Consider the following 24,556-nt stretch of genomic DNA (forward strand, 5'->3'; position numbering starts at 1 on the left):
GCCCACAAAACCATGCCGTACCGTTCCCGCCAAGCCGCCGAGGTCGGCCATCTCGACCCCTCCCCCCGAACGCACGCCGCCCGTGGACCGAACTCCCGAGCCCCGGCGCCGGCGGATGTCCAGGCGCGACTGCGCACGGTGCTCACCTATGCACCGCTCGCGCTCTTCTCCTTCGACGAGCGCGGGATCATCACCCTGTTCGAGGGGCGCGGGCTCGAAGCCTTGGGGCTCGAGCCTGGCGAGCGCGTGGGCCGCTCCGTGTTCCACGTGTTCGACGCCTACCCGTGCGTCACCGAGAACGCGCGCCGTGCCCTCGAGGGACAAGCGGTGACGACCGTCGGGCAGATGCCGGAAGGCTGGTTGGAGGCTCGCTACATCCCGCTGCGGGACCCGGCCGGCAAGGTCACTGGCGCCCTCGCCACGTGCATCGATATCACCGCACGGCAGCGGGCGCTGGACGCGCTCGACCAGCAGCAAGCGGTGTTGAAATACGTCATCGCCAATGTCCCGCACGCCATCTTCTGGAAAGATCGCCAGGGCCGGTTTCTCGGAGGAAACCAGAACTTCCTCAACGACAGCCACACAAGGGTCCTGGAGAACCTGGTGGGCAAGACCGATTTCGACGTCTGGGGCATCGGGGAGGACGCGGACGCTTTCGTGAAGATCGACCGCGAGGTCATGGAGCGGGGCGTTCCCATCCTCGACATCGAGGAGTCCCTGCTCCGCCCGGACGGCCAGCGGCGGGTCCTGCTCACCAGCAAGGTGCCCATCCGCGACGAGAGCGGCCAGGTGACGGGGCTGCTCGGGATCTACGCCGACATCACCGAGCGCAAGCAGATGGAGCTCGACCTGCACAAGGCCAAGGAGGCCGCGGACGCCGCTGCCCGCGCCAAGGGAGAGTTCCTCACGATGATGAGCCACGAGCTGCGGACGCCGCTGTCGCTGATCCTCGGGCCGCTCGAGTCGCTGCTGTCGAGCCCGGATGAGCCGCTGTCGCCGAAGGCGCGGACGCACCTGGAGCGCATTCAGCGCAGCGGGCGGCGGCTGCACCGGCTGGTCGATGACGTGCTCGACTACCAGAAGATCGAGGCCGGCAAGATGCTGCTCGATTGGGAGGCGGTCGACGTGACAACGCTCGTCTCCGACATGGTGGAAGAGGCTCGGCCAGCGGCAGAGCGGGGCCGCCTGCAGCTCGCGCTAGAGGTCGACCCCGCGCTGGACACGGTCCCCCTCGATCGGCGCAAATTCGAGAAGATCGCGCTCAACCTGCTGGGCAACGCGCTCAAGTTCACCCCGCCGGGGGGACGGGTCGCCGTCGGGTTGCGGTCGCTCGACGGCGTATTCGAGCTCTGCGTCGAGGACACCGGTCCGGGCATCCCGTCAGACAAGATGCACCTCTTGTTCCAGAGGTTTCAACAGATCGACCCATCGATGACGCGCAAGCACGAAGGGACCGGGATCGGGCTGTCGCTGGTCAAAGAGCTCACGGACCTGATGGGCGGCACCCTGGGCGTGGAGAGCGAGCCCGGCGTCGGCTCTCGCTTCTTCGTGCGGCTGCCGCGCGCTGCGGACCCTCGGCTCGCGCCTCTGCCCCTGGGCTCGCCGGTGCGGACGAGCGCGCATGGAACGCGCGCCAGCGCGGGCGACTTCGCCCAGCCTGAGCTGCGCGCCACGGGCGCGAACGGCGCCGGGGCGCGGCGGACCGAGCCCGCGCCGCGCCTGCTCGTGGTGGAAGACAACCCGGACATGCGGTCCTACATCGAGGACACCTTGCTGGCCGAGTACGAGATCGCGCTGGCGACCAACGGCCGCGAGGCGCTCGAAGCGGTCAGAGCAAGCCGGCCCGATGTCATCGTATCGGACGTGATGATGCCGGAAATGGACGGCTTCGAGCTGGTCCGCCAGCTCAAGCGGGATCCCGAGCTCCGCTCTATCCCGATCATCCTCCTGACGGCCAAGGCGAGCCGCGCCGAGACGGTGGGGGGGCTCGAGGTCGGCGCCGATGACTACCTGGGCAAGCCGTTCGATCCGCTGGAGCTCAAGGCGCGGGTCCGCGCGGCCGAGCGCCTGCACCGCGCCTACCAGGAGCTCGAGGCGAAGAACAGCGAGCTCGCGACGGCCCTGAAGACGCTCTCGGAGACGCAGGAGGAGCTCGTCCAGGCCGGCAAGATGGCGGCGATTGGCACCCTGGTCGCGGGGCTGTCGCACGAGCTGAACAACCCGGTCGCCATCATCCTGATGAACGCCCAGCTCGTCCTCAAGCGGCAGCGCGACGGCCACGGGGTGCCCGATGAGCACCTGCTGCTCAAGGTCCTGCGGACCATCGAGCAGCAGGCCCACCGCTGTTCAGACCTCACGCGAGCGCTGCTCGATTACTCGCGCGGCAAGACGATCGGCCGGGAGCTGTGCGACGTGTCCGCCGCGCTCCGCCGCGCGCACGAGCTCTCCACGCCGCGGGCGCACGAGCGCCGCGTCCACCTCAAGGTGAACAGCTCCACCGCGGCGCCGCTGCCCGCCGTGCTCGTGAATCCGGCGCAGCTGGACTCCGCCTTGCTCAACGTGATCGGCAATGCGATCGATGCGACTCCGCGCGGCGGCACCGTCGCGGCGGAGGCTCACCCCCTCCCGTACAGGGACGTCGAGGGCGTGCAGATCGAGGTGCACGACACCGGCTGTGGTATCCGCGCCGAGGACCTGGACCGCCTCTTCGAGCCCTTCTTCACCACCAAGCCGCCGGGACAGGGGACCGGCCTCGGGCTGTCGCTGACGCATCGGTTCATCCAAGAAAACGGCGGCGACATCCGCGTCGAGAGCGAGCTCGGCGCGGGGACCACGATCCGCATGTGGCTGCCCGCATCTCACGTGCAAGGCCGCGACGGGGACACGACGTGAACAACGACCTGAGCGAGCCCCTGGGCAGCAAGCGGCGGGTCCTGGTGATCGACGATGAGCCAGCCATCCGAGAGACGCTGGATACGTTCCTCTCCTTCGAGGGGTACGAGGTCGCTACCGCAGCGAGCGGCGAAGCGGCGGTCGAGCAGGTCAAGGGCGAGCCGTTCGATCTGGTGATCACCGACCTGCGGATGCCAGGCATGGGCGGCGATGAGACCCTGGCCGCCCTGAAGCGGATCCACCCGAACGTGCCGGTGATCGTGGTGACGGCCTACGCTTCCGACGAAGCCGCCACGCGGTGCTCGAAGGAGGGAGCGCTCTGGATCGTCCGCAAGCCCGTCGAGCTCGACGATCTGCTGCGACTGGTCAAGGCCGCGGTCCGCTGAGCGCGCGGCAGGGAGCGCGCCGCGCGGCAGGGACGCCAGCGCGGAGCACCGGGGGACGACCCTGCTACAGCTCGATCGCGTAGACGACGCTGCCGAGCGGCATGCGCTGCATGCGCTCCTCGATCACGCCGCGGAGCGCCTTCCAGGCGCCGGGCTTGTCGACGTAGGTCTCGCGGAGGCGCAGCGCGCCGGCCTTGTCGCCGCGCGCCTTGATCCCGAGCACCGTCCTCGCGAGCGCCTCGGCCGCGGCGGGCAGCTTGTCCGACTGGATCGAGAAGCACCCCTTGTCCGTGCCGTTCGCCGCGGTCTCGCCGCGATAGAAGCCGATCGCGCCCGCGTCGAGCAGGCTGCCGAGCTGGATCGCGGCGAGCTGGCCGTAGGGACGCGGCTCGCCGCCTGCGGTGTACATGCCCTGCCCCGCCTGGCCGAGCGCCCAGATCACGTCCCTCACCTCGGACATGCGGGCGAGCGCCGGGTCGAGGACACCCTTCTGCGCGAGCCAGCCGGTGAAGAAGAGCGCGCCGGTCTGGGCCTTGAGCTCCTCGAGCATCGAGGCGAGCGGCCCGCCGAAGAGCTCATCGTCGGTCTTGCCCTGCACCTTGTAGCCCTGCGCCGGGCCCAGGTTGTGGGACGCCTCGTGCAGCACCGTCCCGAGCGCGGCCACGGGGCCCTCGAGGGACACGCTCTCCATCGTGGACTTGCAGAAGAGCGACGCGGCGGCCTCTCGGAGCGCGGCGCGGCTGTCGTCGTCCTGCAGGAGGTTCACCATGGCCACGGTGCGGCCGCGGCCTTCGGTCGCGACCGGCCCCCAGTTCGGCAGGCTCTGCCCTGACGTCCCGCCGGTCGCGGCGCGCGACTCACCGGCGTTCAAGAGGATGTCGATGAAGTCGGGCAGGTGGAAAGCGACCTTGCGCGCCCTGTACGGCGCGCCCGCGAGGCTCGCGAAGGCCGTCTCCATGTCGGACTTCACCGGATCGAGCTTCTTCTGCCAGGTCAGCGACTCCTGGTTGATCCGCGCGAAGCTCACGTGGAAGCCCGCCTTGCGGCTGCACGGCTCCCAGTACGTCTCGTCCGGCCCCACGCGCAGGTACCACGCCGAGTTCTCGGCGTTCATCTTCGCCCAGGGCTCGTCCGCGAGCTCCCAGCGGTTGTCGAGGAACGCCTGCGACGCCGCGAGCAGGTAAGCCTTGAAGGCGGCCTCGCTCGGGCTCTGGATCGCCTCGGCCGCCGCCTTGAGCTCCCGGCTCACCGCCTCCATCTCGGGCTTGTAGGCCTCGCTGTAAGGCACGGCCTTGAGCGCGCCGCGCTCCTCGACCACCACGGTGAACGGGGAGAGGAGCGCCTTCTGATCCGGGCGCGCCTCGAGCGCGGCGCAGAACTTCTTGTCCTGCTGGAGGCGCGCCGGATAGACGCCGGTGACGCGAGGCGGCCTGCCTGGCAGCGCGCTGCAGTTCGGATCGTCGCGCGTCTTGGGTTGCTGGCACCAGGGCCCCTGGTTGCGCCAGAACAGCGCCCGGCTGGCGGGGTCGTCGGCCGGGATCTTGTCGGCCATGCCGGCGGAGCCGAGCTGCTTCGCGTGGATCTGCTCGATGAGCTCGGCCACCTTGAGGAGGTGGCCGACGATGGCGCGGTCCTCGGCGGGCGCGCCGCGGAAGTCGGACCGGAGGAGCGAGGGGCGGCCGGCCGCGAGCTCCGCGAGGACGGCATCGCGGCGGCGCACCTCGGCCTCGTCGAGGCCAGCGCGCAGGTGGCCTTCGGCCTTGACCTTGGTCATCGCGGCATAAGCCGACGTGAACGCCGGGGTGAAGGCCCCGGAGGCGACCCAGGTCGGCGCCGGGGTGTGGCGCCAGAGGGCGGAGACTTCGTCGGGGTCGACAGCGCCCGAGCCGTTGCGATCGGCGATCCAGAACAGCGGCAGATCGAGCTCCACGGCGATGCGGTTGAACTCGAGCCGGGGGATCTGATCGAAGCGCGGGGCCTGGGGCGCGGCCTGGGTGGGGGTGGGCGCAGGTGGCGGCACGGCCTGGGGCGGCTCGGCCGGCAGAGGCGGGTGCGGAGCCGGGCAGCCGGCGCCCGCGGCGAGGGCGGCGAGCCCGGCGAGGGCGGCGAGCGGGGCGCGGCGGGACGGCGGGATCGGGACGGGGATCTTCATGGCTGGAGCTCCGAGGGGCCCTTGAGCTGCGAGGCGCGCGGGACGGCCGGGAGGCCAGCGAGAGCGAGGAGGCGCGCCGCGAGAGCGCCCGGCGCCCTGGTCGCGCCGCGAGAACGCCTCCCCGCGCGATCGGCCGCCGGACTGCCAGACGCACGGGAGCGTAGATCAAGGGCGCCCGGAGAGGGGGTGTTTCTACGCGCGGGTAGGAAGGAGCGTTATCCGACAGCGCGGGAGCGGCCTCATGCGGCGGGACGGACGCCTGCCGCCCTGGGCAGCCGCTGCCCGAAGATGCCTGCCAGGAGCTCCCCTGCGCCGTAGTAACAGAGATAGCCGGCCAGCGCGAACTTGAGCGGCGTCGCTGATGCGGGCAAGAGCAGCAGGACGAGGCCGGCGAGCGTCGAGCCAGCGCCTACGACGAAGAGCCACCTCGACTCCACCATTCCCTTGAGCACGATCGACGCCGCGACGCGCAGCGCGCCGGAGATGAACGCCCAGAATCCCACGAGGACCACAAACATCTCGACCATGTAACCGCGACGGAGCACGACGAGGCCGAGGAGGAGGCTCGCCACGCCGCGCACGCGGGAGAGGAGGCGTCGGATGGGCGGCTCGCGCGATGCACCGACGAGCGACAGGGCGCCATCGACGAGCGCGTAGGCAGCGAAGGCCGAGACGAGCAGGCGCCAACCCGCGGAGGAGCCCTGACCGACGGAGATCGTCAGGGCGCCGATGCCCAGGGCGAGCGCGAGGCCGCCTTGCGCGATGAGGATCCATCGGGAGCGCTCCGGACGCGTCGGCTTCGGGAAGATCGTCCTCGCGGCGGAGATGGCCGCGGCGACCGGGCTCTTCGTCACGGAACGCGCGCGATCGGGCTCCGCATCCGGGAGCACGAGGGGCATCCCGCGCTCGACGGCGCGACCGTTTTTCCACTCCAGATAGCGAACATGTCCGTCCGGAGAGATGCGAAGGAACGAGTTGAGAGGCCCGGCCCATGAACCGCTGTTGAAGTACCAGTCACCGATACGACCTGCCTTGTGGGTGTGCCCGAGGACAGCCACGTCGTATGCGCCAGTGTCGAGCTCCGCGCGGACCCCGACCACGTGCTCGCCGAGCCGGTCCGGGTTCTGCGCCGGCGTCAATGCCCCGCTGGGGGACGGGTCCCTCTCCGGCACGCGCTGACTCATCGTCGCCAGGGTGCGTTTCCAGATCGTCAGTATCGAGTCGCCGAACTGCTCCAGGACGTCCTCCACGCTCTCGCCGCCCTTGAGGAGAGGAGAGCCGTTCTCGTCCTCGGCGACGCCGGCGAGGATGGAGAACATGCGGCCGAAGCCAGGCTCGTCCCCGGCGTTGAACGGATCGGTCTCGTGCCCGTGGCAGAAGCGGAACCGCCTGCCGCCGAGCTCCCGGTTGAACGGCGCGCGCATGCACGCGAAAAAGGGATGATTGAGGAGATCGGTCTCGATGAAGTGCACGAGATCGACGTCGTGGTTGCCGGGCACGTAGACGAGCCTCAGCGCGGCGAGCTGGTCGAGGAGCGCTCGCCGCTTCACGAACAGGAGGCTGAGGTTCATCTGCCAGAGCTCGAAGAGGTCGCCGAGGATGAAGAGCTCGCCTCCTTCGCTGCCCACGTGGTCGAGGAATGCACGCAGCTGCGACGTCTTCTTGCCTGCCTCGAAGTTGTCCCTCGCGCCGCCGTCACCGATGTGCAGATCGCTGATGACGAAGATATCCCTGGCTGCGCCATCCATTGCCCTGCTCCAGGGTGGCGCGATCCCGCCGTGAAAGGCGGCCGCGTCCCCCACCCCGCGCGCGTCGCAAGCCGCGTGCCGCGACGGTTCGCAGGCGGGCGAGCGCCGGTCGAGCGGACGGCTCGGCCGGCAGCGACTCGCCCGCCGGCTCGCCGCCGCTCGGAGTGCGCGAGCGCCCTCGGGCGGTCACTCGCACAGGGCGGTATCGACGAGATCGAGGACGTCCATGTACGCCCGTTCGGCGCCCTCTTCGCCGTACAGGAAGTACGGCAGCACCGTGATGGCGACGGTGACGGCGCGGCCGTCCTCGGTGACGCCGCCGCGGGTGTGGTAGCCGGGGATGTCGCCGCCGTGGCCCCAGACGAGGCCGCCGCAGCTCAGCGGGGTGCTGACCACGCCGAGCCCGTACCGGGCGCCGGGCCACATGGCGGGGGCGTCGACCGTGGCGCGGAGCTCCGCTAGCTGCGCCGGATCGAGGAGATCGCCGCCGAAGAGGGCGGTATAGAAGCGGTTGAGGTCGCTCGGGGTCGCGATCACCTGGCCGGCGGCCCATCCCCATCCCGGGTCGAGCTCGGTGATGTCTTGCAGCGGCTCGCCGGGCACGTCCGTGTGATAGCCCTTTGGGTGGCACCCGCGGATGCCCTGCTCGCCGACGCCGGGGAGGTAGGTGTGGCGCAGCCCGATGCGCTCGATGATCCGGCGCGTGATCTCCTCGTTCAGAGGGCGACCGGTGACCTTCTCGATGATCATGCCGGCAAGGACGTAGTTGGTGTTGCTGTACGCCCATTCGCTGCCAGGGGTCTTCCCCGGCTGCGCGAGCGCCATGTCGAGCAGCGTGTGGGGATCGAGGTAGGTGTGCTGGAGCTTGAAGACGCCCTCGGCGAGGAGCACATCGTCGTAGTCGGGCAGCCCGCTCGTGTGCTGCAGCAGCTGACGCACGGTGATCTCGCGGCCGTCGATGCCGTCGCCACGCACGAGGTCGGGCAGGTAGGTCTCGATCGGCGCGTCGAGGTCGACATCGCCCTCGCCGACGAGCTGGAGGACGACCACCGCTGTGAAGGTCTTGCTGCTGCTGCCGATGCGCACTTGCCCGTCGACAGGCACGTTCGCCTCGGTCTCCAGGTCGCCGACACCTGAGGTGTAGTGACGGGTCTGCCCGTCGCGATCACCGACGGCGACCAGGACGGCGGGGAACTTGAGGTCGCCCACCAGGTGGTCGGCGCCTTGCTGCACCGGATCGTCGGGATCGGTGTTGGCGCCGTCCGTGGAACCATCGGTGCACTCGCCCAACGGGTCGCCTCCGCCGCCGCTGCCGGCGTCCTCGCCGCCACTGCCGGCGTCCTCGCCGCCGCTGCCGGCGTCCTCGCCACCACTGCCGGCGTCCTCGCCACCACTGCCGGCGTCCTCGCCACCACTGCCGGCGTCCTCACCGCCGCTGCCGGCGTCCTCACCGCCGCTGCCGGCGTCTCCGCCCACGCCGGCACCGCCGCCCGTGTTGTCCGGCGTCCCAGCGGCGTCGGAGCAGCCCGCGAGCAGGGCTGAGGACCCGAGCAGCGCCGAGATGAGGACCATCGAGAAGACGTTTCGCAAGCTCATCCCTGCTGCGCTGGCAGTCCGGGCTCTCGGAGTAGTGAAATGACGGTGCAGAGATCTCATGATCGGCTCCTGGTCGCGTGCGGGCGCCCTCGGTTCACCGCCGCGAGCCGGCGGCTTGCGCCGCCGGGCATCGCCACGCGGATCGGTGAGCGACCCTCGTTTTCGTAACGCTGTTCCCGGACTCGTGAGGTTCGTTCATGCCGTCCACGAGCCCGTCCTCAAAACTCAGCATCTGGCTCTTGCCGACACCACTGTCGTGACCACCGGCGCGGGGGCGCGCCCGGGGCTCACTCGCACAGCGCGGCGTCGGCGAGCGCGAGGACGTTGGCGTACGCGGCGTATGCCTCCTCGCGTGTGTGGACGCTCGGCACGGCCGAGGGCAGCGCCGTGACGGCGACGGTGACGGCGCGGCCGTCCTCGGTGACGCCGCCGCTGGTCTCGTAGCCGAAGATGTCGCCGCCGTGGCCCCAGAGGACGCCGCCGCAGCGCAGCGGGCTGCTGCTCAGGCCGAGCCCGTACCGGTAGCCGGGCCACATGCTGGAAGCGTCGACGGTCGCGCGCATCTCCTCGAGCTGCGCCGCGTCGAGGAGCTCGCCGCCGAGCAGGGCGGTGAAGAAGCGGTTCACGTCGCTCGGCGTGGAGACGATGTTTCCGGCGGCCCCCGCCTGGGACGGGTCGAGCTCCGTGACGTCGCGCAGCGGCTCACCGAGCGCCGCGTGATAGCCCTTTGGGTGGCACCCCCGGATGCCCTGCTCGCCGACGTCGGGGATATAGGTGCTGCGCAGCCCGATGCGCTCGATGACCCGGCGCGTGATCTCCTCGGCCAGAGGGCGGCCGGTGACCTTCTCGACGAGCAAGCCGGCGACGATGTAGTTGGTATTGCTGTACGCCCATTCGGCGCCGGGGGCGAACGTCGCCGGCTGCGTCAGCGCCAGATCGAGCAGGGCGCGGGGCTGGAAGTAGGTGTGCAGGGCCTCGAAGACGTCGTCGCCCAGGGCCAGCCCGACGTAATCGGGCAAGCCGCTTGTGTGCTGCAGCAGCTGCCGCACCGTGATCTCGCGGCCGTCGATGCCGTCGCCGCGGACGAGATCCGGCAGGTACGTCTCGATCGGCGCGTCGAGGTCGACCTCGCCCTCGCCGACGAGCTGCAGGACGACCACCGCGGTGAATGTCTTGCTGTTGCTCCCGATGCGCACCTGCCCGTCGACAGGCACGCTCGCACCGGTCTCGAGGTCGCCGACACCGGCGGTGTAGTGACGGGTCTGCCCGTCGCGATCACCGACGGCGACCAGGACGGCGGGGAACTTGTCGTCGCGCACCAGGCGGTCCGCGCCCTGCTGCACAACGTCGTCGGGATCCGTGTTGGCGTGGAGGGTGGGATCGCCGGTGCACTCGCCTGACGGTTTTCCCCCGCCTCCGCCGCTGCCGGTCTCTTCGCCGCCTCCGCCGCTCTCGTCTCCACCTGCACCGCTCTCGGCGCCACTGCCGCCCACGCCGCTCGCAGCGTCCGTCGTCGCCGGCGCCCCGCTGCCGTCGGAGCAGCCCGCGAGCAGGGCTGAAGACCCGAGCAGCGTCGAAACAAAGACCGTCGAGAGCACGCTTCGCAGGCGCATGGATGCTGCGCGGGCGATCGCTGTTCTCTGGGAAGCGAAGCGATGGTGTGGAAAGTTCATGATCGGCTCCTGGTCGGGTGCCGGCTCCCTCAAATCACCGTCGCGAACCGGCGGCTCACGCCTCGGGCATCGCCACGCTGCTTGAAGAGCGCCGCTCGATTTCGGAGCTCTGTTCCCGGACTCGTGAAGTTCGTTCACGTCCGGAGACGAAATTTCTCTTCAGGACGCCGCCGATGGCGCGTGATGGACGCTTGAACGCCCTCCGGAGCTTCGGGGTCACCTCCTCGAACGCGTCGCCGTGGACGCAATACCCGATCTTCCGGAGGTCGGCGTAGCGGCGGACCAGGAGGGTCCAGAGCCGCTCGCGCATCGTTTCGGCCTGGCCGCGCTGCTTTGCCACGAACCGGCGGGCCCCCTCGGGCGAATGCCTAGACGGTTCTTCCCGTCTCCTCTTGGCGTCATGGCGGTATTTCCGCTGAACCGGGGCAACTTCCCGCGGCGGATCGTCCCAGAGGCCCCCAGCTCACTTCGGCAGCGTGGCCCGCTGCGCCTGCTCCTGCTCCTCCTGCTTCCGCTTCGCATGAATCACCGCGTAACCCGCTGCGGCCCCGGTCGACGCGCGGCTCTGCGGCTGCGCCGCCGGGGGCGCAACGACCGGGGGCGGCGCCGCTCCGGCCGAGGGCGGCGCGGGGTAAGGACCGGCCGGCGCCTGAACCGGCTCGCAAACGCAGCCAGCAACGCCGCGGTCCACGAGCACGAACGCGGACATCCGCATCCCAAGCTCGTAACAGGAGCTGGCGCAGTGGGTCGGCCCGCGCTCCGCGGACTCGAGCTCAGCCGCCGTCTGATACCCCCGGTTGCAGCCGCCCAGCGCGAACGCCGCAACAGCCATGAAAGCGAGCACGAACGCCGATCGGTGGCCCATCAACGGCGGACTACTTGGGTCCCCACGAGACGTCAACGAACCGCCGCGCACCGCACAGACAGCCCAATCGCCAACCGCGCAGAGCGCGAATCCACAGATCATCCGCCGAGAAACTCAGGCGACGCCGGGTGATCAAGCGCGCGGCCAGAGAGCGCAGCGCGCGCTCGCCATCGCAATCCCCTCGACCCTATCCTCGGCGCCATGCCCACGATCCAGAGCACCGCCGAGATCGACGCCGCCTGCGACGAGCTCTTCGCGCTGTCCCAGGACTACGCTCTCCGGCTCGAGTGGGACCCGTTCCTCCGCGAGATGCGCTACCGCGACGGCGCGACCGACCCCGCCGTCGGCGTGCGGGTGTGGGTGCGGGCGAAGAACGGGCTGTCCATGGAGGCCCGTTACATCACCCTGAACCCGCCGGAGCAGGTGGCCATCACCATGGTCGAGGGGCCCCGGATCTTCCGCCAGTTCTCGGGCGCATGGCTCTTCAAGGCGCTGTCGCCGCGGCGGACCCGCGTCACCTTCCGCTACAACTTCGCCGCGCGCCCGCAGGCCCTCGCTCCGGTGCTGGAGCCGGTGATGAAGGCCGTGCTGAAGCGCGACATCGAGCAGCGCCTCGCCGGGCTCAAGCAGAGCGCCGAGACGACGGACATCCTGCAGCGGCTGCCGCGGCGCGCCCAGCCCTCATCCGCCTAGCCGCGCGAGCGCCTCCCGCGACGCCCCGGCCCCGGGATGGCGCAGGCGCGCGCGCAGCGCCGCCGCCTCGGCGAGCAGCTCCCGCCCTCGCGCGCGCTCCTCGTCGCGCGCCGTCGCCGCGCGCGCCACGCCCGCCCAGTGCAGCGCGTCCGCCCTCGCCCACGCGTCCTCGCCCGCCCACGCCACCGCCGAGTCGGCGAGCGCCGTCGCGGACGCCGCCGCCCCCGCGCCGCGGGCCAGCGCGCACCGCGCGGCAACGACCGCGAGCCGGGCGCGGAACGGGCCGAACCCGCACGCCTCCGCGACATGCAGCCCCTCGAGCGCCTGCCGCGCGCCGTCGTCGAGCCGGCCAGCGGCGAGCGCGATCCGCGCCGCGAGCTCGTGGCACCGCAGCGCGACCTCCACCTCGCCCGTCGCGGAAGCCCAGCGGCGCGCCTCGACGAGGTGCGCCTCGGCCGGCGCGACATCGCCGTCGCCGCCCTCGCCACCGTCGAGCAGCGCGAGGCCGAGCAGCGTGTGGCCGTGCGCGACGTGCCCCTCCCATCCCTTCCGCCTGCACTCGGCGATGTTCCGCTCCGTGGCCTCGCGCGCCTCGTCGCGGCGACCGAGCGCGAGCGCGTGCTCCGCCTCCCAGAGCGCGCGGCGCGCCACCGGCGCGTCGCCCAGCTCCCGAAGGCGCGCGAAGTGCTCTCCCGCCGCGTCGACCTCGCCGAGGTCGTGCAGCACCGCGGCGAGCAGCGCCAGCGCGCGCACGACGTGGACCTGGTCCGCGGCGCGACGGGCGCTCCCCGCGGCGCCGCCGGCGATCTCCGCCGACCGCTCGAGCAGGCCGCGCGCGCCGGCCAGGTCGCCCCGCAGCCGCGCCGTGTACGCCAGCGTGCGCAGGCCGGTCGCGATCGGGGCCGGATCGGCGAGCGCGCCGGCGATCTCGTTGTGCGCCTCGTAGCAGGCGCACGCGAACGCGAGATCCCCGAGTGCACCGGCGTAGAGCCCCGCGTCGTACGCGAGCGATGCCCTCGCGCGCGCGGGCAGCGAGGCCGGCATGCCGCGGGGGTCGTCGCCGCCGGCGAACGCGCGCAGGATGCGTGCGCCGCGGGACATGTCGCCGAGCTTGAGCCCGAGGTGCGCGAAGCCGCCGAGGGCGAGCGCGTAGATCTCGTACGCCTCGCCCGCCCGCCCGGCGCCGAGCAGCTCGGTGAGGATGGCCTCGTACGCGTCGACCGCCCCGCGTTCCCGCGGCGCCCGGCGCGGCGCCTCGTCGAGGCGCGGCTGCGCCGTCGCGCTCCCCGCGGCGTGGACGCGCTCCGGCGGCACGCCGAGCAGCGACTTGAAGTGCTGCCGCACGAAGGGGTGCGTCGAGTAGCAGCGCTCGCCCGGGCGCGCCGCGAACACGAGCCCCAGCCGCTCGATCCGGGCGAGCCCGCGCGCGAGCTCCGCGGCGCCCCACCCCGCCATGGCGCCGGCGATCTCGCCGCCGGCCCGGATCAGCTGAAGCAGCGCCGCCTCGCCCGCGCCGCCGGGGAATACCGAGAGGCGCGCGAGCAGGTCCCGCTCGCCCGGCGGCAGCGCGCGCGCGTAGGCCGACAGCACCGAGCTCAGGCGGCGGGCGAGGACGTCGTCCTGCTCGGCCTCGGCGAGGTGCGCCGCTTGCGCCGCGGAGAGCCGCCCCGCGTCGCCGCCGAGGAACGCGCCCACGTAGGAGCCGAGAACGGCGACCGAGAGCGCGTGGCCGCCCGTCGTCTCGAACAGCGCGCCGAGGGCGCTGTCGTCGCCGCGGATGCCCCAGCGGCGCAGGAGCGACGCCGAATCGCCCTCGCAGAGCGGCTCTGGCCGGATCGTCGCGAGCCCGCCCTCGGCCCAGGCGGACAGATCCGCGAGCTCGAAGCGCGACGTGACGAGCGCCCGCGCGCCGCCGAGCCCGGACGCGATCGCGCAGAGCAGCCGCCGGAGGAGCGCGTCGTGGAGCTCGCCGTGCGCGCGCCCTGCGCCCCCCTCGGCCTGCACGGTCTCGATCCCGTCGAGAACGAGCAGGTGCGGCGGCCCTTGCCCCAGCGCCTCTTTCAGCCGCGCGAGCTGCGCTCCGGGCGCTGCCGGCGGCCGCGGCGCCGCCAGGCCCGAGGCGCCCGCGCCCGGCGCGAAGTAGGCCACGGCCTGGTCGAGGAACGCCTCGGTCCTGGGGTCGTCGTAGAAGCTCCAGACGAGCACCCCGCCAGGCCGCGGGGCGTCGCCGAGCCCCTGGAGGAAGCGCTCGGCGATCGCGGTCTTGCCCGCCCCGCCGACGCCGAGGAGCGCGATCACCCGCGGGGACGGCGGCAATACGTCGGCCCATACGGCGAGCCGATCGAGGATCTCTGCGCGCCCGACGAAGTGCCGCGCTCGCTGGAGCGTGTGCGCGTGCAGCGGGCGCCACGCCGGGGCGGCTCCCTGCGACGGCGCGGGCGCGCCGGCCGGCGCCTTCTCCCCTGCCTCCTCGTCGAGCGCCCTCCCCACCCCGGCGGGCGCCTCCCCCGCCCCCGCAAGCGCCTTCCCCACCCCGTCGGGCGCCTCCGCGGCCTGGCTCGCTGCACCCGCGTCCTCTGCGGCGGGATCCGCCGCCGGCGCGGCCTCGGCCTCGGCCTCGACGACAAGCAGCTCCGCCTCGGCGAGGCCGAGCTCGGCGCCGAGCCGCTCGATGATCCGCCGCCGGGACGGGCTCCGGACCGAGAAGCCGAGCCGCGGATCGTTGACGGCGCCCGACTCGTAGCGGCGGTAGGTCCGCACGTCGACGCCGATCGACGCGGCGACCTGCTCCTGCGTCAGGTCGAGATCGAGCCGCGCCCGCTGGAGGAGCGTGTGGTTGAAGCGGACCGCGGGCTCCGCGCTGCGGCCCGCCCTGGAGACCCGTGCCATCGGTGCGAGCGCTCGATCATCGGCGATGCGGCGCTCTCCTGTCCACCGCGCTGCCCGGTCCTGCCCGGTCCTGCCCGGGTCCGCCCTTCCGGATCCGGTCCGCCCGGACCCACGCTTCACGCATGAGCACCCTGCACGCCGAACGAACCGCCCAGTGCACCGACTACACCGACGATCTCCGCATCTTCACGGTGACGAACGTCCTGTCGCCCGACGAGTGCGAGGGCTTCATCGCGCTCGCCGAGGCGCGAGGCTTCGAGCAGGCGCCGATCGGGGGCGGCGAGGTGATCAACCTCGAGGTGCGCAACAACGGCCGCGTCATGCTCGACGATCCGGAGCTCGCTGCGAGCCTCTGGGAGCGGCTCGCGCCGTGGATGCCGCCGAGCTTCGGCCTCCACCGCGCCGTCGGGCTGAACGAGCGTTTCCGCTACTATCGTTACACCGAGGGCGAATATTTCAACTGGCACGGCGATGGATCGTTCGTGCGATCCGACGGCGAGCGGAGCCTCTTCACCGCGATGATCTACCTGAACGACGACTTCGAGGGCGGCACGACCGATTTCTGGGGCGGTCGGAGCATCGCCCCGCGGCGCGGAATGGCGCTCCTGTTCGAGCATCGCCGGCTCCACCGCGGCGCGGCCGTGACACGGGGGAGCAAGTACGTCCTCCGCAGCGATGTGATGTACCGGCGCGGGTGATCCAGCGCCGCGCGTGCGCCGGCGCTCGGCGCCTCACCCGGGCGCCGCGGCGGCGCCGACGCCGAGCGCCTCGGCGAGGCGCGGCAGCACCTCGCCGGCCCGGGCCTCGATCTTCAGCGCGCCGAGCTCCTCGCCGCGCGCGGAGCCGAGGTTGATCATGGCGATCGGGATGCCTCGCTGCGCTGCGCGCAGCACGAAGCGGTAGCCCGAGAAGACCGCCAGCGAGGAGCCGACGACGAGGAGCGCGTCCGCCGCGTCCACGAGCGCGAACGCCGCGTCGACGATCGGCCTGGCCACGTTCTCGCCGAAGAAGACGACGCGCGGCTTGAGCGGCCCCTCGCAGCGGAGGCACGGCGGCGCCCGGAAGCCCGCCACGTGCTCGGCGGGCAGGTCGGCGTCGCCGTCGGGGGCGAGGTCGGCCGCGAGGCGCAGCCAGCCGGGGTTCTGCGTGAGGAGCCGCTCCTGGAGGGCGGCGCGCCGCTCCATCGCGCCGCACGCGAGGCACGCGACCTCGGAGAGCGTGCCGTGCAGCTCGATGACGCGGCGGCTGCCCGCGGCCTGGTGGAGGCCGTCGACGTTCTGCGTGATGAGGCCCTGGAGCTGCCCCGCCTGCTCGAGCCGCGCGAGGGCGCGGTGGGCGGGGTTGGGCTCGGCCCTGGAGAACCGCTCCCAGCCGATCACGGCGCGCGCCCAGTAGCGCTGCCGGATCTCGGCCGAGCGGGAGAACTCCCGCCCCTGGATCGGGTTCCGCGCGCGGCGCCGCGTCTCGGGCCCTCGATAATCCGGGATGCCGGACTCGGTGCTGCACCCCGCGCCCGTCAGCGCCACGATCCGCTTGCCGCGCAGGAGCGCGACGAGGTCGTCGAGCGGATCGGCCGGACGCGCTTCGCTGGGCAGCATACGACCGCGTTGTGGCCCGTCGCCGCGCGCACCGCCAGCGTCGACCGCGCCACCATGCGACCGAGCATGCAACCCAGCATGCAACCGGGCAAAGGAGCTCCCCCACAACATCTCGCTTGACCGGCTCACTGCACCACCATATGTAGTGGCCATGTTGGTGCCTCGGGCTTCGGCCCGGGGCTCAAAAGGGAACCCGGTGTGAATCCGGGGCTGCCCCGCAGCGGTAAGCGAGAACGATCTCCACAACGCGCACTGGCCCTCGGGCTGGGAAGCGGTGGACCGTAGGAACCCGGCGAGAGCCGGAGCGCTCGTGAGCCCGAAGACCTGCCAACATCCTGCGCAGGGGAGACATCCAGCGCCGGTTTGACCTGGAAGCCTCGAGGGAGGCGGGTAGGTCCGAGCTGGCGCAGACTCTCGCGCTTGTCCCGGTTCCGACCCCCTCCCGCGTTGTCTTCCTTTCGCCCGCGGGGGCGAGCGGTCGGTCCGAGGGCTCCTCCAAAGAGCCTGGCGCACCCGTGCGCATCGGCTGGCTTCTTCGCTCTCGCGGCATCGACGCGAGCGGTCCGGGACCGCTCGGAACGAGCACGACGAGGAGGATGCCATGCTGAACGAACCGTTGGTGAAGAGCAACGGCGCGGCGCCGTTGCGCGCGCTCCACGCACCCCACGCGCCCGCCATGACGAGCGCCGGCGCGGAGGAGACGCTCCCGCACACGACGATGCGGGTGAAGAAGAGGAACGGGTCGAGCGAGCCTGTGGACGTCAACAAGATCGTCCGGGCGGTGAGCCGCTCTTGCGCAGCCCTGTCCGACGTCGACGCGCTCCGCGTCGCGACCAAGACCATCAGCGGCCTCTACGACGGCGCGACGACGCGCGAGCTCGATCAGCTCTCCATCCAGACGGCTGCGTCGCTCATCGCCGATGAGCCCCAGTATGCGAAGCTCGCAGCGCGCCTGCTCGCGACCTATATCGACAAGGAAGTCCGCAATCAGGAGATCCACGCCTTCTCGCAGTGCATCGCCGTGGGGCGGCGGCTGGGCCTCATCAACGATCGACTGCACGGCTTCGTGGCGCAGAACGCCCGCAAGCTGAACGACGCCATCGAGCCGGGGCGGGACCATGAGCTCGAGTACTTCGGCCTGCGGACGCTCTACGACCGCTACCTGCTCAAGCACCCCGAGACGCGCCTCGTCATCGAGACGCCGCAGCAGTTCTTCCTGCGCATCGCGTGCGCGCTGTCCGAGACGGCGGCGCAGGCCATCGAGCTCTACCGGCTCTTCTCGTCGCTCGATTACCTGCCGAGCTCACCGACGATGTTCAACTCCGGGACGAGCCACGAGCAGCTCTCGAGCTGCTTTCTGCTCGACTCGCCGGAGGATCACCTCGAGACGATCTACCAGCGCTACACCGACGTCGCGATGCTCTCGAAGTTCTCGGGCGGCATCGGGCTCGCCTACCACCGGGTGCGGTCGCGCGGCTCGCTCATCGAGAGCACCAACGGGCACTCCAGCGGGATCGTGCCGTGGCTCAAGACGCTCGACGCGTCCGTCGCGGCCGTGAACCAGGGCGGAAAGCGCAAGGGCGCCTGCTGCGTCTACCTCGAGCCGTGGCACGCCGACGTCGAGGAGTTCCTCTCGCTGCGCGACAACACGGGCGACGAGGCCGCGCGCACGCACAACCTGAACCTCGCGAGCTGGGTCCCGGACCTCTTCATGAAGCGGGTCGAGGCCGACGGCGAATGGAGCCTGTTCGACCCGAAGGACGTGCGCGATCTGCCCGATCTCTACGGTGAGGAGTTCGAGCGTCGCTACGTCGAGGCCGAGCGGGCGGGCCTCGCCAGGAAGACGATGAAGGCCCGCGAGCTCTACGCGCGGATGATGCGCACGCTCGCGCAGACCGGCAACGGCTGGATGACGTTCAAGGACAAGTCGAACCGCGCCTGCAACCAGACGGCGCTGCCGGGCCGGATCGTCCACCTCTCGAACCTCTGCACCGAGATCCTGGAGGTGACCTCGAACGAGGAGTCGGCCGTCTGCAACCTGGGCTCGATCAACCTCGCTCGCCACACGGCCACACTGGCGGACGGCGCGATCGCGTTCGACTTCGAGAAGCTCGCGCGCACGGTGCGGACCGCGGTCCGCCAGCTCGACCGCGTCATCGACCTCAACTACTACCCCATCCCCTCGACGAGGCGATCGAACCTCCGCTGGCGGCCTGTCGGGCTCGGGCTCATGGGCCTGCAGGACGTCTTCTTCCAGATGCGCCTGCCCTTCGACGCGCCGGCTGCGCGGGAGCTCTCCAGGCGGATCTCGGAGGAGGTGTATTACCACGCGCTCTCGACGTCCGCGGACCTCGCGGCGGAGAAGGGGCGACACCCGGCGTTCGACGAGACGCGCGCCGCGCGCGGAGAGCTCCAGTTCGACGCGTGGGGCGCCGTCCCGGAGGACACGGCGCGCTGGGAGGCGCTCCGCGCGCGCGTCCAGGCCGAGGGGCTCAGGAACTCGCTGCTCGTCGCCATCGCGCCGACGGCCACCATCGCGTCGATCGCGGGCTGCTACGAGTGCATCGAGCCGCAGGTGTCCAACCTCTTCAAGCGCGAGACGCTCTCGGGGGACTTCCTGCAGATGAACCGCTACCTGGTCGCGGAGCTCAAGCGGCTCGGCGCCTGGAACGACGCGGCGCGCGCCCGGCTCAAGCTCGCGGAGGGCTCGGTCCAGGGCATGGACGAGCTGCCGGAGGAGCTCCGCGCCGTGTACCGGACGGCGTGGGAGATCCCGATGCGCTCGCTGATCGACATGGCCGCGGATCGAGGCGCCTTCATCGATCAGAGCCAGTCGCTGAACCTCTTCATCGAGAACCCCACCATCGGCCAGCTCTCGAGCATGTACTTCCACGCATGGAAGAAGGGGCTCAAGACGACCTATTACCTGCGATCGCGCCCCGCGACGCGCATCGCCAAGGCGACCGTGGAGGCGCCCGACCGCACGACCGAGGGCGGCCCCGCGCCGCGCCGCGAGGGCGGCTTGGGGCAGGCGCCGCCGGAGAAGGCGGCCGCGGACGTGGCGTGTGCGCTCGAGAACCCCGCAGCGTGCGAGGCCTGCCAGTGAGCCGCGTCAGCCGCCCCGCGCGCCTCCTGGATCCGGGCCAGTGCCTCACGCTGCGCCCGATGGCCTATCCGGCCTTCTTCGAGATGTACCGCGCCGCCATCAAGAACACGTGGACCGTGGAGGAGGTCGATTTCTCCACGGACGTGGCCGACCTGCGGAGGATGACCGACGCGGAGCGGCACCTCGTGCAGCGCCTCGTCGCGTTCTTCGCCACGGGAGACTCCATCGTGGCGAACAACCTCGTCCTCAACCTGTACAGGCACATCAACGCCCCGGAGGCGCGGATGTACCTGTCACGGCAGCTCTACGAAGAGGCGCTTCACGTCCAGTTCTATCTGACGCTCCTCGACACGTACATCCCCGATCCCGAGGACCGTCACCGCGCCTTCGCGGCCGTCGAGAACATCCCCTCGATCCGCCAGAAGGCCGATTTCTGCATGCGGTGGCTCGATTCCGTCGAGTCGCTCGGCCGGCTGGACTCGCGCGCCGAGCGGCGGCGGTTCCTCCTGAACCTCATCTGCTTCGCCGCGTGCGTCGAGGGGCTCTTCTTCTTCGGCGCGTTCGCGTACGTGTATTTCCTGCGCTCGCGCGGCCTGCTCCACGGGCTCGCCGCGGGGACGAGCTGGGTCTTCCGCGACGAGAGCGCCCACATGCGCTTCGCCTTCGAGGTCGTGAGCACGGCGCGGCGCGAGGAGCCCGAGCTCTTCGACGCCGGCCTCTCGCGGTCGATCGTCGACATGATGGATGAGGCAATCGCCTGCGAGGCCCGGTTCGCCGAGGATCTCCTCGGCGCCGGCGTGGCGGGCATGTCGGCGCGCGACGTGCGCAGCTACCTCGAGTTCTGCGCCGACCAGCGGCTCGCCACGCTCGGCATGCCGAAGCGCTACGGGGCGAAGAACCCGTTCTCGTTCATGGATCTGCAAGACGTCCAGGAGGTCACGAACTTCTTCGAGCGCCGCGTCTCCGCGTACCAGGTCGGCGTCTCCGGGGAGGTCGTCCTCGACGCCTCGTTCTGAGGTCGATCGGCGTACCGCCCGCGGGACCGATCAGAGCCCGCCGATCCCTCGCGGCGGGAGCCCGATCTCGGTGTCGACCGTCGCGTCCTCCAGCGGATCGAGCGCGCCGTTCGCCGCCACCTTCCAGCGCCGGAGCTTGTTCCTCTCCGCGTCGCTCAGCAGGCACACGTCGCCGCAGCCGGGCGAGCAATGGACGCCGCCGAAGGCGTAGGACTGGGTCGCCTCGGCGAGGTTCGTGACCTCGCCCGTGGCGATGCTCACGGAGAAGGCGCGGTCCCCGGCCGACGCGCTGCCCGCGTACGCCGTCGCAACGATGACGTCCTCGGAGGCGAAGGCGAGCGTGGGCTGGACCGCGGCGCCGAGCGCCCTGGCCACGCCGAGCCGCTTGATCTCCTCCGGGGGCGAGGTGCGAGCGTCGTAGATCACGATGTCGCTCGTCGCCGGGTCGTACTCCATCGTTTCGGTGTTGAAGCGGCTCGAGCAGGCGACCGCCAGCCGCTCTCCCGAGGGCGACACGGCGAGACGCCCGCAGCCGTAGAGCCCCTGCACGTCGACCGTCCATGTGACAGCGCCCTGCCCCGGCGAGACGCCCACGAAGCGCCCTTCGCCAGCGGTCGAGAGGTCCGCGGCGAGCCGGCCGAGCGATACGACCACGTCGTCACCGATGCGCGCCATCCCCGACGGGCGCGGCAGGAGCCCCTCTTCCTCCTCCGGCAGGGCGATGCGCCCCGCGATGGAGTACTCCTTCGTGTCGACGATCAGGAGATCGCCGCCCTCGTCGAACGGCTCAACGCCCGGGCTCGGGTTGCTCCCGTAGCGCGACACGAGCGCGCGGTCCGCGTCCACCTCGATGTAGTCCTGAGGGTTCGACTCGAACCCCTGCCCGACCGGGAGCTGCGCGAGCACCTCGGCGGTCTCGAGATCCATCCATGTGATCACGTTCGTGCCGAACCGATCGAGCAGGACCACGCGGCCGGACGGCGGCGCCGCCCTCGGGACATCGACGTCGCCGGACAGCGCGAGGCTGAGCCCCGGCTTCGCCGAGCCGCTCGACACGAAGGAGGGAGACAGGGTGGTCCCGTCGAGCTCCGACACAACGATGTTCGTCGACTGGTAGTCGCTCGTCACGATGACGACGCCGCTCTCACACGCGTCCCCATCACCGCCGCCGTGGACGCCGCCCGTCGACGGCGGCGGCGAATCCACGTTGCACCCGAGGAGCGGAATCGAGATCGCGATCGCAAATAGACTGATCTTCACCATGTTGACTCCAGTGTGAAAAACACGCTCCGTCCCGGGAGCGGAAACCCGACGACATCCGTACGCCGCGCGTCCAGCAGGTCCGCGACGCGACCTCTCACCGCGAGGTGCCCGCCGAGCCACCTCGCCTCCGCGTCGAGGTCGAGTGTCGCTTGCTCCGCGATCACGCCGAGACCGGCGGGATCGGCGTACCGGCTCGACTGGTACACGGCCCGGAGCTCGCCCGACGCGCCCGAGAACACGGCGCCGCCCGGGCGCTTCCACTCGGCGTGAAGGCGCGGCGCGACGACGAGGCGCGAGCGGAACGGGAGGATGTCGTTCCTCGTCGTCCGCCCCGGCGTCGTGTCCCGCGGATCGAGGAGCGTCGCCGCGATCTCGGCGCGGAGGAACCGGGTCACCTCGACCCCGGCCAGGAGCTCCGCGCCCACGACGCGGGCGCGGCCGACGTTGTACGGCCTCACGTAGCCCTGGCCGGATTTCTCGTACGCGACGAGCCCGGAGACAGCGCTCCCGAACGCGAACACATCGACGAAGGCGCCGCGCAGCACGGCGCCGCGCCCCGTCTGCGCCCGGATCCCGGCCTCGATCGTGGCGCTGGACTCCGGCTCGAGCTCCGCGTTGCCGTGGACGAAGCCGGAGACGCCGTACACCTCGCCGAGCGTCGGGACGCGGACGTAGCGGCCCACGGTCGCGAGGAGCCGGAGCCGGTCGCTCCCCGCCTCCACGCCGACCCGCCCGGTCGGGACGAGCACGTCGCAAGGGCGCTCCCGGTCCGCCCCGGTGGCGTGGCACTCCCCGCTCGCGAGGGCGTGCAGCGCGAGCCCCTCGCCGAGGCGCGCCGCCGCGCTGACGGCGCCGCGCGCGAACGAGCGCTGCGCGCGCGCGAGCGGTACGTCGTCCGGCGCGCGCGAGATGCCCTCGCGCGCGACCGAGAGCACGGGCCGCACCTGGAGCTGGTCGGCGAAGGAGAGCGTCGCCCCGAGCGTCTGCTCCAGCCGGCGGCCGGCGAGGCGTAGCTCCGGCGTGAGCAGCGCGAGCTCGAAGAGGGGATCATGGATCTCCGACCGCGCCTCGATGAACGAGGTGCGCGCCTCGAGCGTGTGCTGCGCCTCTCCGCCGAACGGCACCCGCGCCACGACGGACGTCAGCACGCGCCGCGATTCGCTCCGCGCCTCTCGGGACGGCAGGAGCGCGAGCCTCGGCACGCCCTGCTCGCGGCCTGTGCCGTTCGCGATCACGTCGACGATCGCGCCGCCCCCGAGCTCGACGCGCGCGAGCGCCCAGGCGTCGATCGTGCGCACGTCGGCGTTCTGCCGGCGCTCCACGGTGTCGTCGCTCGTGTTGTTGAAGAGCGTCCCGCGATCGTTGACGAACGCGTAGCGGTTCGTCGCGGCCTCGGCGCTCACCCCGGCGATCGCGCTCACCGGGCCCGCGCTGGCGCCGGCGAACGCCCACCCGCGCCGCGCGCCGAGCGAGCCCGCCATGGCGCCCACGCCGGCCGTCGTCCGGGAAGGCCGCCGCGGCTCGAAGAAGATCGCGCCGCCAGGGCCGAGGCGGTCGGCCTCGATGGGCGCATGGCCGCGGTAGATCTCGATGCGCTCGATGAGCCAGAGGGGCACGAGGGAGAGATCCGCCGTCCCGACGACGTCGTCGTTCAGGCGGACGCCGGCGAGGTACACCGGCGTCTGCGTGGCGGTCGCTCCCCGGAGGGCCGCGGTCGCCGGCCCGCCGAAGCCGCCCGACTCGATGATGAGCACGCCCGGCTGCGTGCGAAGCACGTCCGCCGCCCCGAGCCCCGCGCCGGTGAGGCGCTCGCGGGTCAGCACCGACCCCGCGACGGACCTGTCCCTGGGCGGCGCGGGCGCGCGCATGCGATCCCCCTCGACGTGCACCTCCAGCGAGGCCGTCTCCGGCGGAGCGGCAGCGTGCTCGCCCCCCTTCTCGCCCTCCGGCCTGCGCAGATCGTCGGCGCGGGCGGCCGGCAGGGCCGCCACGGCGCCGCAGGCGGCGAGCGCGAGCCAGCACGCCACGCCGGCGCTGCGGCGCCGACGCGACCGACAATCCGAGGAATCAACCATTCACGCGCCGCCTGCCCGCGTTGACCCAGCGCTGCTCCGGGTGAGCTGAGAGCCGAAGCGAGGGGGCTGCGTGACGGGCTACGGCACCGCGCGCGTGCGAGGTGGTCCAGAGCCTGCGCGCCTTCCCCTCGAAGGCTCAGGTCAGCGCGCGCCAGCGCACCGGCGCGCGCACCTTCGGCAGGTCTTCGGACTCACGGGCGCTGCGGCCGTCGCCGGTCGCTCTCCTACAGATCACCGCTTCCCAGGCTGCTCTGGTGCGTGCCCAGTGCTTCTTGGTGATGGTCGTTCCCGTTCACCGCTGCGGGGGCAGTCCCGGATTCTCACCGGGTTCCCTTTTCAGCTCGCCAGGTGATGGCCGGACGAGCACCGATGGCGGGGCGACTCGTCGCACCCGTCACGCAGGATGTCAACGCTGAAGCGAAGGCCCAGAGCGCCCCGTCCACGGGCCCACCGGCGACGCACACCCGAGACAGAATCGGGAGTCCCTTGACAGTCCTGCGCGCTCGTGCCATGAGTTACTTGAAACTGATTTTCTTTATCAGAATCTAGCGGCCCGAGACCTGACGTCCAGCGCCCGATGATCCGAGCCCACGTGGCTCTCGAC

16 protein-coding genes and 2 riboswitches are annotated in these 24,556 nt (G+C 71.6%); of the genes, 6 read left to right on the plus strand and 10 right to left on the minus strand.

The features are described 5' to 3' along the window. Positions 1–12: 12 nt before the first annotated feature. Together WME79_RS21780 and WME79_RS21785 are read left to right on the plus strand one after the other, a co-directional pair. Positions 13–2,892: an ATP-binding protein gene (locus tag WME79_RS21780; protein WP_437538564.1), complete on the plus strand. Its 2,880-nt coding sequence runs from the start codon at positions 13–15 to the stop codon at positions 2,890–2,892. Further along, positions 2,889–3,278: a response regulator gene (locus tag WME79_RS21785; RefSeq protein WP_437538566.1), complete on the plus strand. Its 390-nt coding sequence runs from the start codon at positions 2,889–2,891 to the stop codon at positions 3,276–3,278. Before WME79_RS21780 ends, WME79_RS21785 begins: the two co-directional genes overlap by 4 nt. A 64-nt stretch (positions 3,279–3,342) precedes the next feature. Here the strand turns inward: WME79_RS21785 and WME79_RS21790 are convergent, their stop codons facing one another. From WME79_RS21790 to WME79_RS21815, 6 genes are all read right to left on the minus strand, one after another. Further along, complete coding sequence (locus tag WME79_RS21790; RefSeq protein ID WP_437538568.1) at positions 3,343–5,430, minus strand: hypothetical protein; 2,088 nt, start codon at positions 5,428–5,430, stop codon at positions 3,343–3,345. 239 nt (positions 5,431–5,669) lie between these two features. Then, complete coding sequence (locus tag WME79_RS21795) at positions 5,670–7,178, minus strand: metallophosphoesterase (protein ID WP_437538570.1); 1,509 nt, start codon at positions 7,176–7,178, stop codon at positions 5,670–5,672. A gap of 186 nt (positions 7,179–7,364) precedes the next feature. Then, positions 7,365–8,774, minus strand: coding sequence for a serine hydrolase domain-containing protein (locus tag WME79_RS21800; protein ID WP_437538572.1), 1,410 nt, complete (start codon positions 8,772–8,774; stop codon positions 7,365–7,367). 287 nt (positions 8,775–9,061) lie between these two features. Further along, positions 9,062–10,387 (minus strand): serine hydrolase domain-containing protein, encoded by a 1,326-nt coding sequence (locus WME79_RS21805; RefSeq protein ID WP_437538573.1) that lies wholly within the window; start codon positions 10,385–10,387, stop codon positions 9,062–9,064. A gap of 115 nt (positions 10,388–10,502) precedes the next feature. Then, on the minus strand, positions 10,503–10,787 hold the full coding sequence (locus WME79_RS21810) for a hypothetical protein (RefSeq protein WP_437538575.1): 285 nt from the start codon (positions 10,785–10,787) through the stop codon (positions 10,503–10,505). Positions 10,788–10,910: 123 nt separating this feature from the next. Further along, positions 10,911–11,312, minus strand: coding sequence for a hypothetical protein (locus tag WME79_RS21815; protein ID WP_437538576.1), 402 nt, complete (start codon positions 11,310–11,312; stop codon positions 10,911–10,913). A 201-nt stretch (positions 11,313–11,513) separates the two neighbouring features. Here WME79_RS21815 and WME79_RS21820 point away from each other — a divergent pair, with 201 nt between their 5' ends. Further along, positions 11,514–12,005 (plus strand): type II toxin-antitoxin system RatA family toxin, encoded by a 492-nt coding sequence (locus WME79_RS21820; RefSeq protein WP_437538578.1) that lies wholly within the window; start codon positions 11,514–11,516, stop codon positions 12,003–12,005. Here the strand turns inward: WME79_RS21820 and WME79_RS21825 are convergent. Continuing rightward, positions 11,994–14,894 (minus strand): helix-turn-helix domain-containing protein, encoded by a 2,901-nt coding sequence (locus WME79_RS21825; protein WP_437538580.1) that lies wholly within the window; start codon positions 14,892–14,894, stop codon positions 11,994–11,996. The genes WME79_RS21820 and WME79_RS21825 overlap by 12 nt on opposite strands. A gap of 122 nt (positions 14,895–15,016) precedes the next feature. Between WME79_RS21825 and WME79_RS21830 the strand changes: the two genes are divergently transcribed. After that, positions 15,017–15,592, plus strand: coding sequence for a prolyl hydroxylase family protein (locus tag WME79_RS21830; protein WP_437538582.1), 576 nt, complete (start codon positions 15,017–15,019; stop codon positions 15,590–15,592). Between the two features lie 33 nt (positions 15,593–15,625). Here the strand turns inward: WME79_RS21830 and WME79_RS21835 are convergent, their stop codons facing one another. Beyond that, the gene (locus tag WME79_RS21835; RefSeq protein ID WP_437538584.1) at positions 15,626–16,492 is read right to left on the minus strand and encodes an NAD-dependent protein deacetylase; all 867 of its coding nucleotides are present in this window, start codon (positions 16,490–16,492) and stop codon (positions 15,626–15,628) included. 138 nt (positions 16,493–16,630) lie between these two features. Continuing rightward, a riboswitch (cobalamin riboswitch) is annotated at positions 16,631–16,838 on the plus strand. A 330-nt stretch (positions 16,839–17,168) separates the two neighbouring features. Here WME79_RS21835 and WME79_RS21840 point away from each other — a divergent pair. Continuing rightward, positions 17,169–19,598, plus strand: coding sequence for a ribonucleoside-diphosphate reductase subunit alpha (locus tag WME79_RS21840; protein WP_437539899.1), 2,430 nt, complete (start codon positions 17,169–17,171; stop codon positions 19,596–19,598). Positions 19,599–19,657: 59 nt separating this feature from the next. After that, the gene (locus tag WME79_RS21845; protein ID WP_437539901.1) at positions 19,658–20,614 is read left to right on the plus strand and encodes a ribonucleotide-diphosphate reductase subunit beta; all 957 of its coding nucleotides are present in this window, start codon (positions 19,658–19,660) and stop codon (positions 20,612–20,614) included. A 30-nt stretch (positions 20,615–20,644) separates the two neighbouring features. Here WME79_RS21845 and WME79_RS21850 read toward each other — a convergent pair whose 3' ends face one another. Both WME79_RS21850 and WME79_RS21855 read right to left on the minus strand, forming a co-directional pair. Then, positions 20,645–21,877 carry a hypothetical protein gene (locus WME79_RS21850; RefSeq protein ID WP_437538586.1) on the minus strand — a complete coding sequence of 411 codons (1,233 nt, stop codon included), beginning with the start codon at positions 21,875–21,877 and terminating at the stop codon, positions 20,645–20,647. Further along, positions 21,871–23,904, minus strand: a complete 2,034-nt coding sequence (locus WME79_RS21855) for a TonB-dependent receptor domain-containing protein (RefSeq protein ID WP_437538588.1) — start codon at positions 23,902–23,904, stop codon at positions 21,871–21,873. The genes WME79_RS21850 and WME79_RS21855 overlap by 7 nt, the downstream gene beginning before the upstream one ends. Before the next feature lie 207 nt (positions 23,905–24,111). Beyond that, positions 24,112–24,338, minus strand: a riboswitch (cobalamin riboswitch). Positions 24,339–24,556: the final 218 nt, after the last annotated feature.

Origin of the sequence: Sorangium sp. So ce726 (genome assembly GCF_051521405.1) — a bacterium.
GTDB lineage: Bacteria > Myxococcota_A > Polyangia > Polyangiales > Polyangiaceae > Sorangium.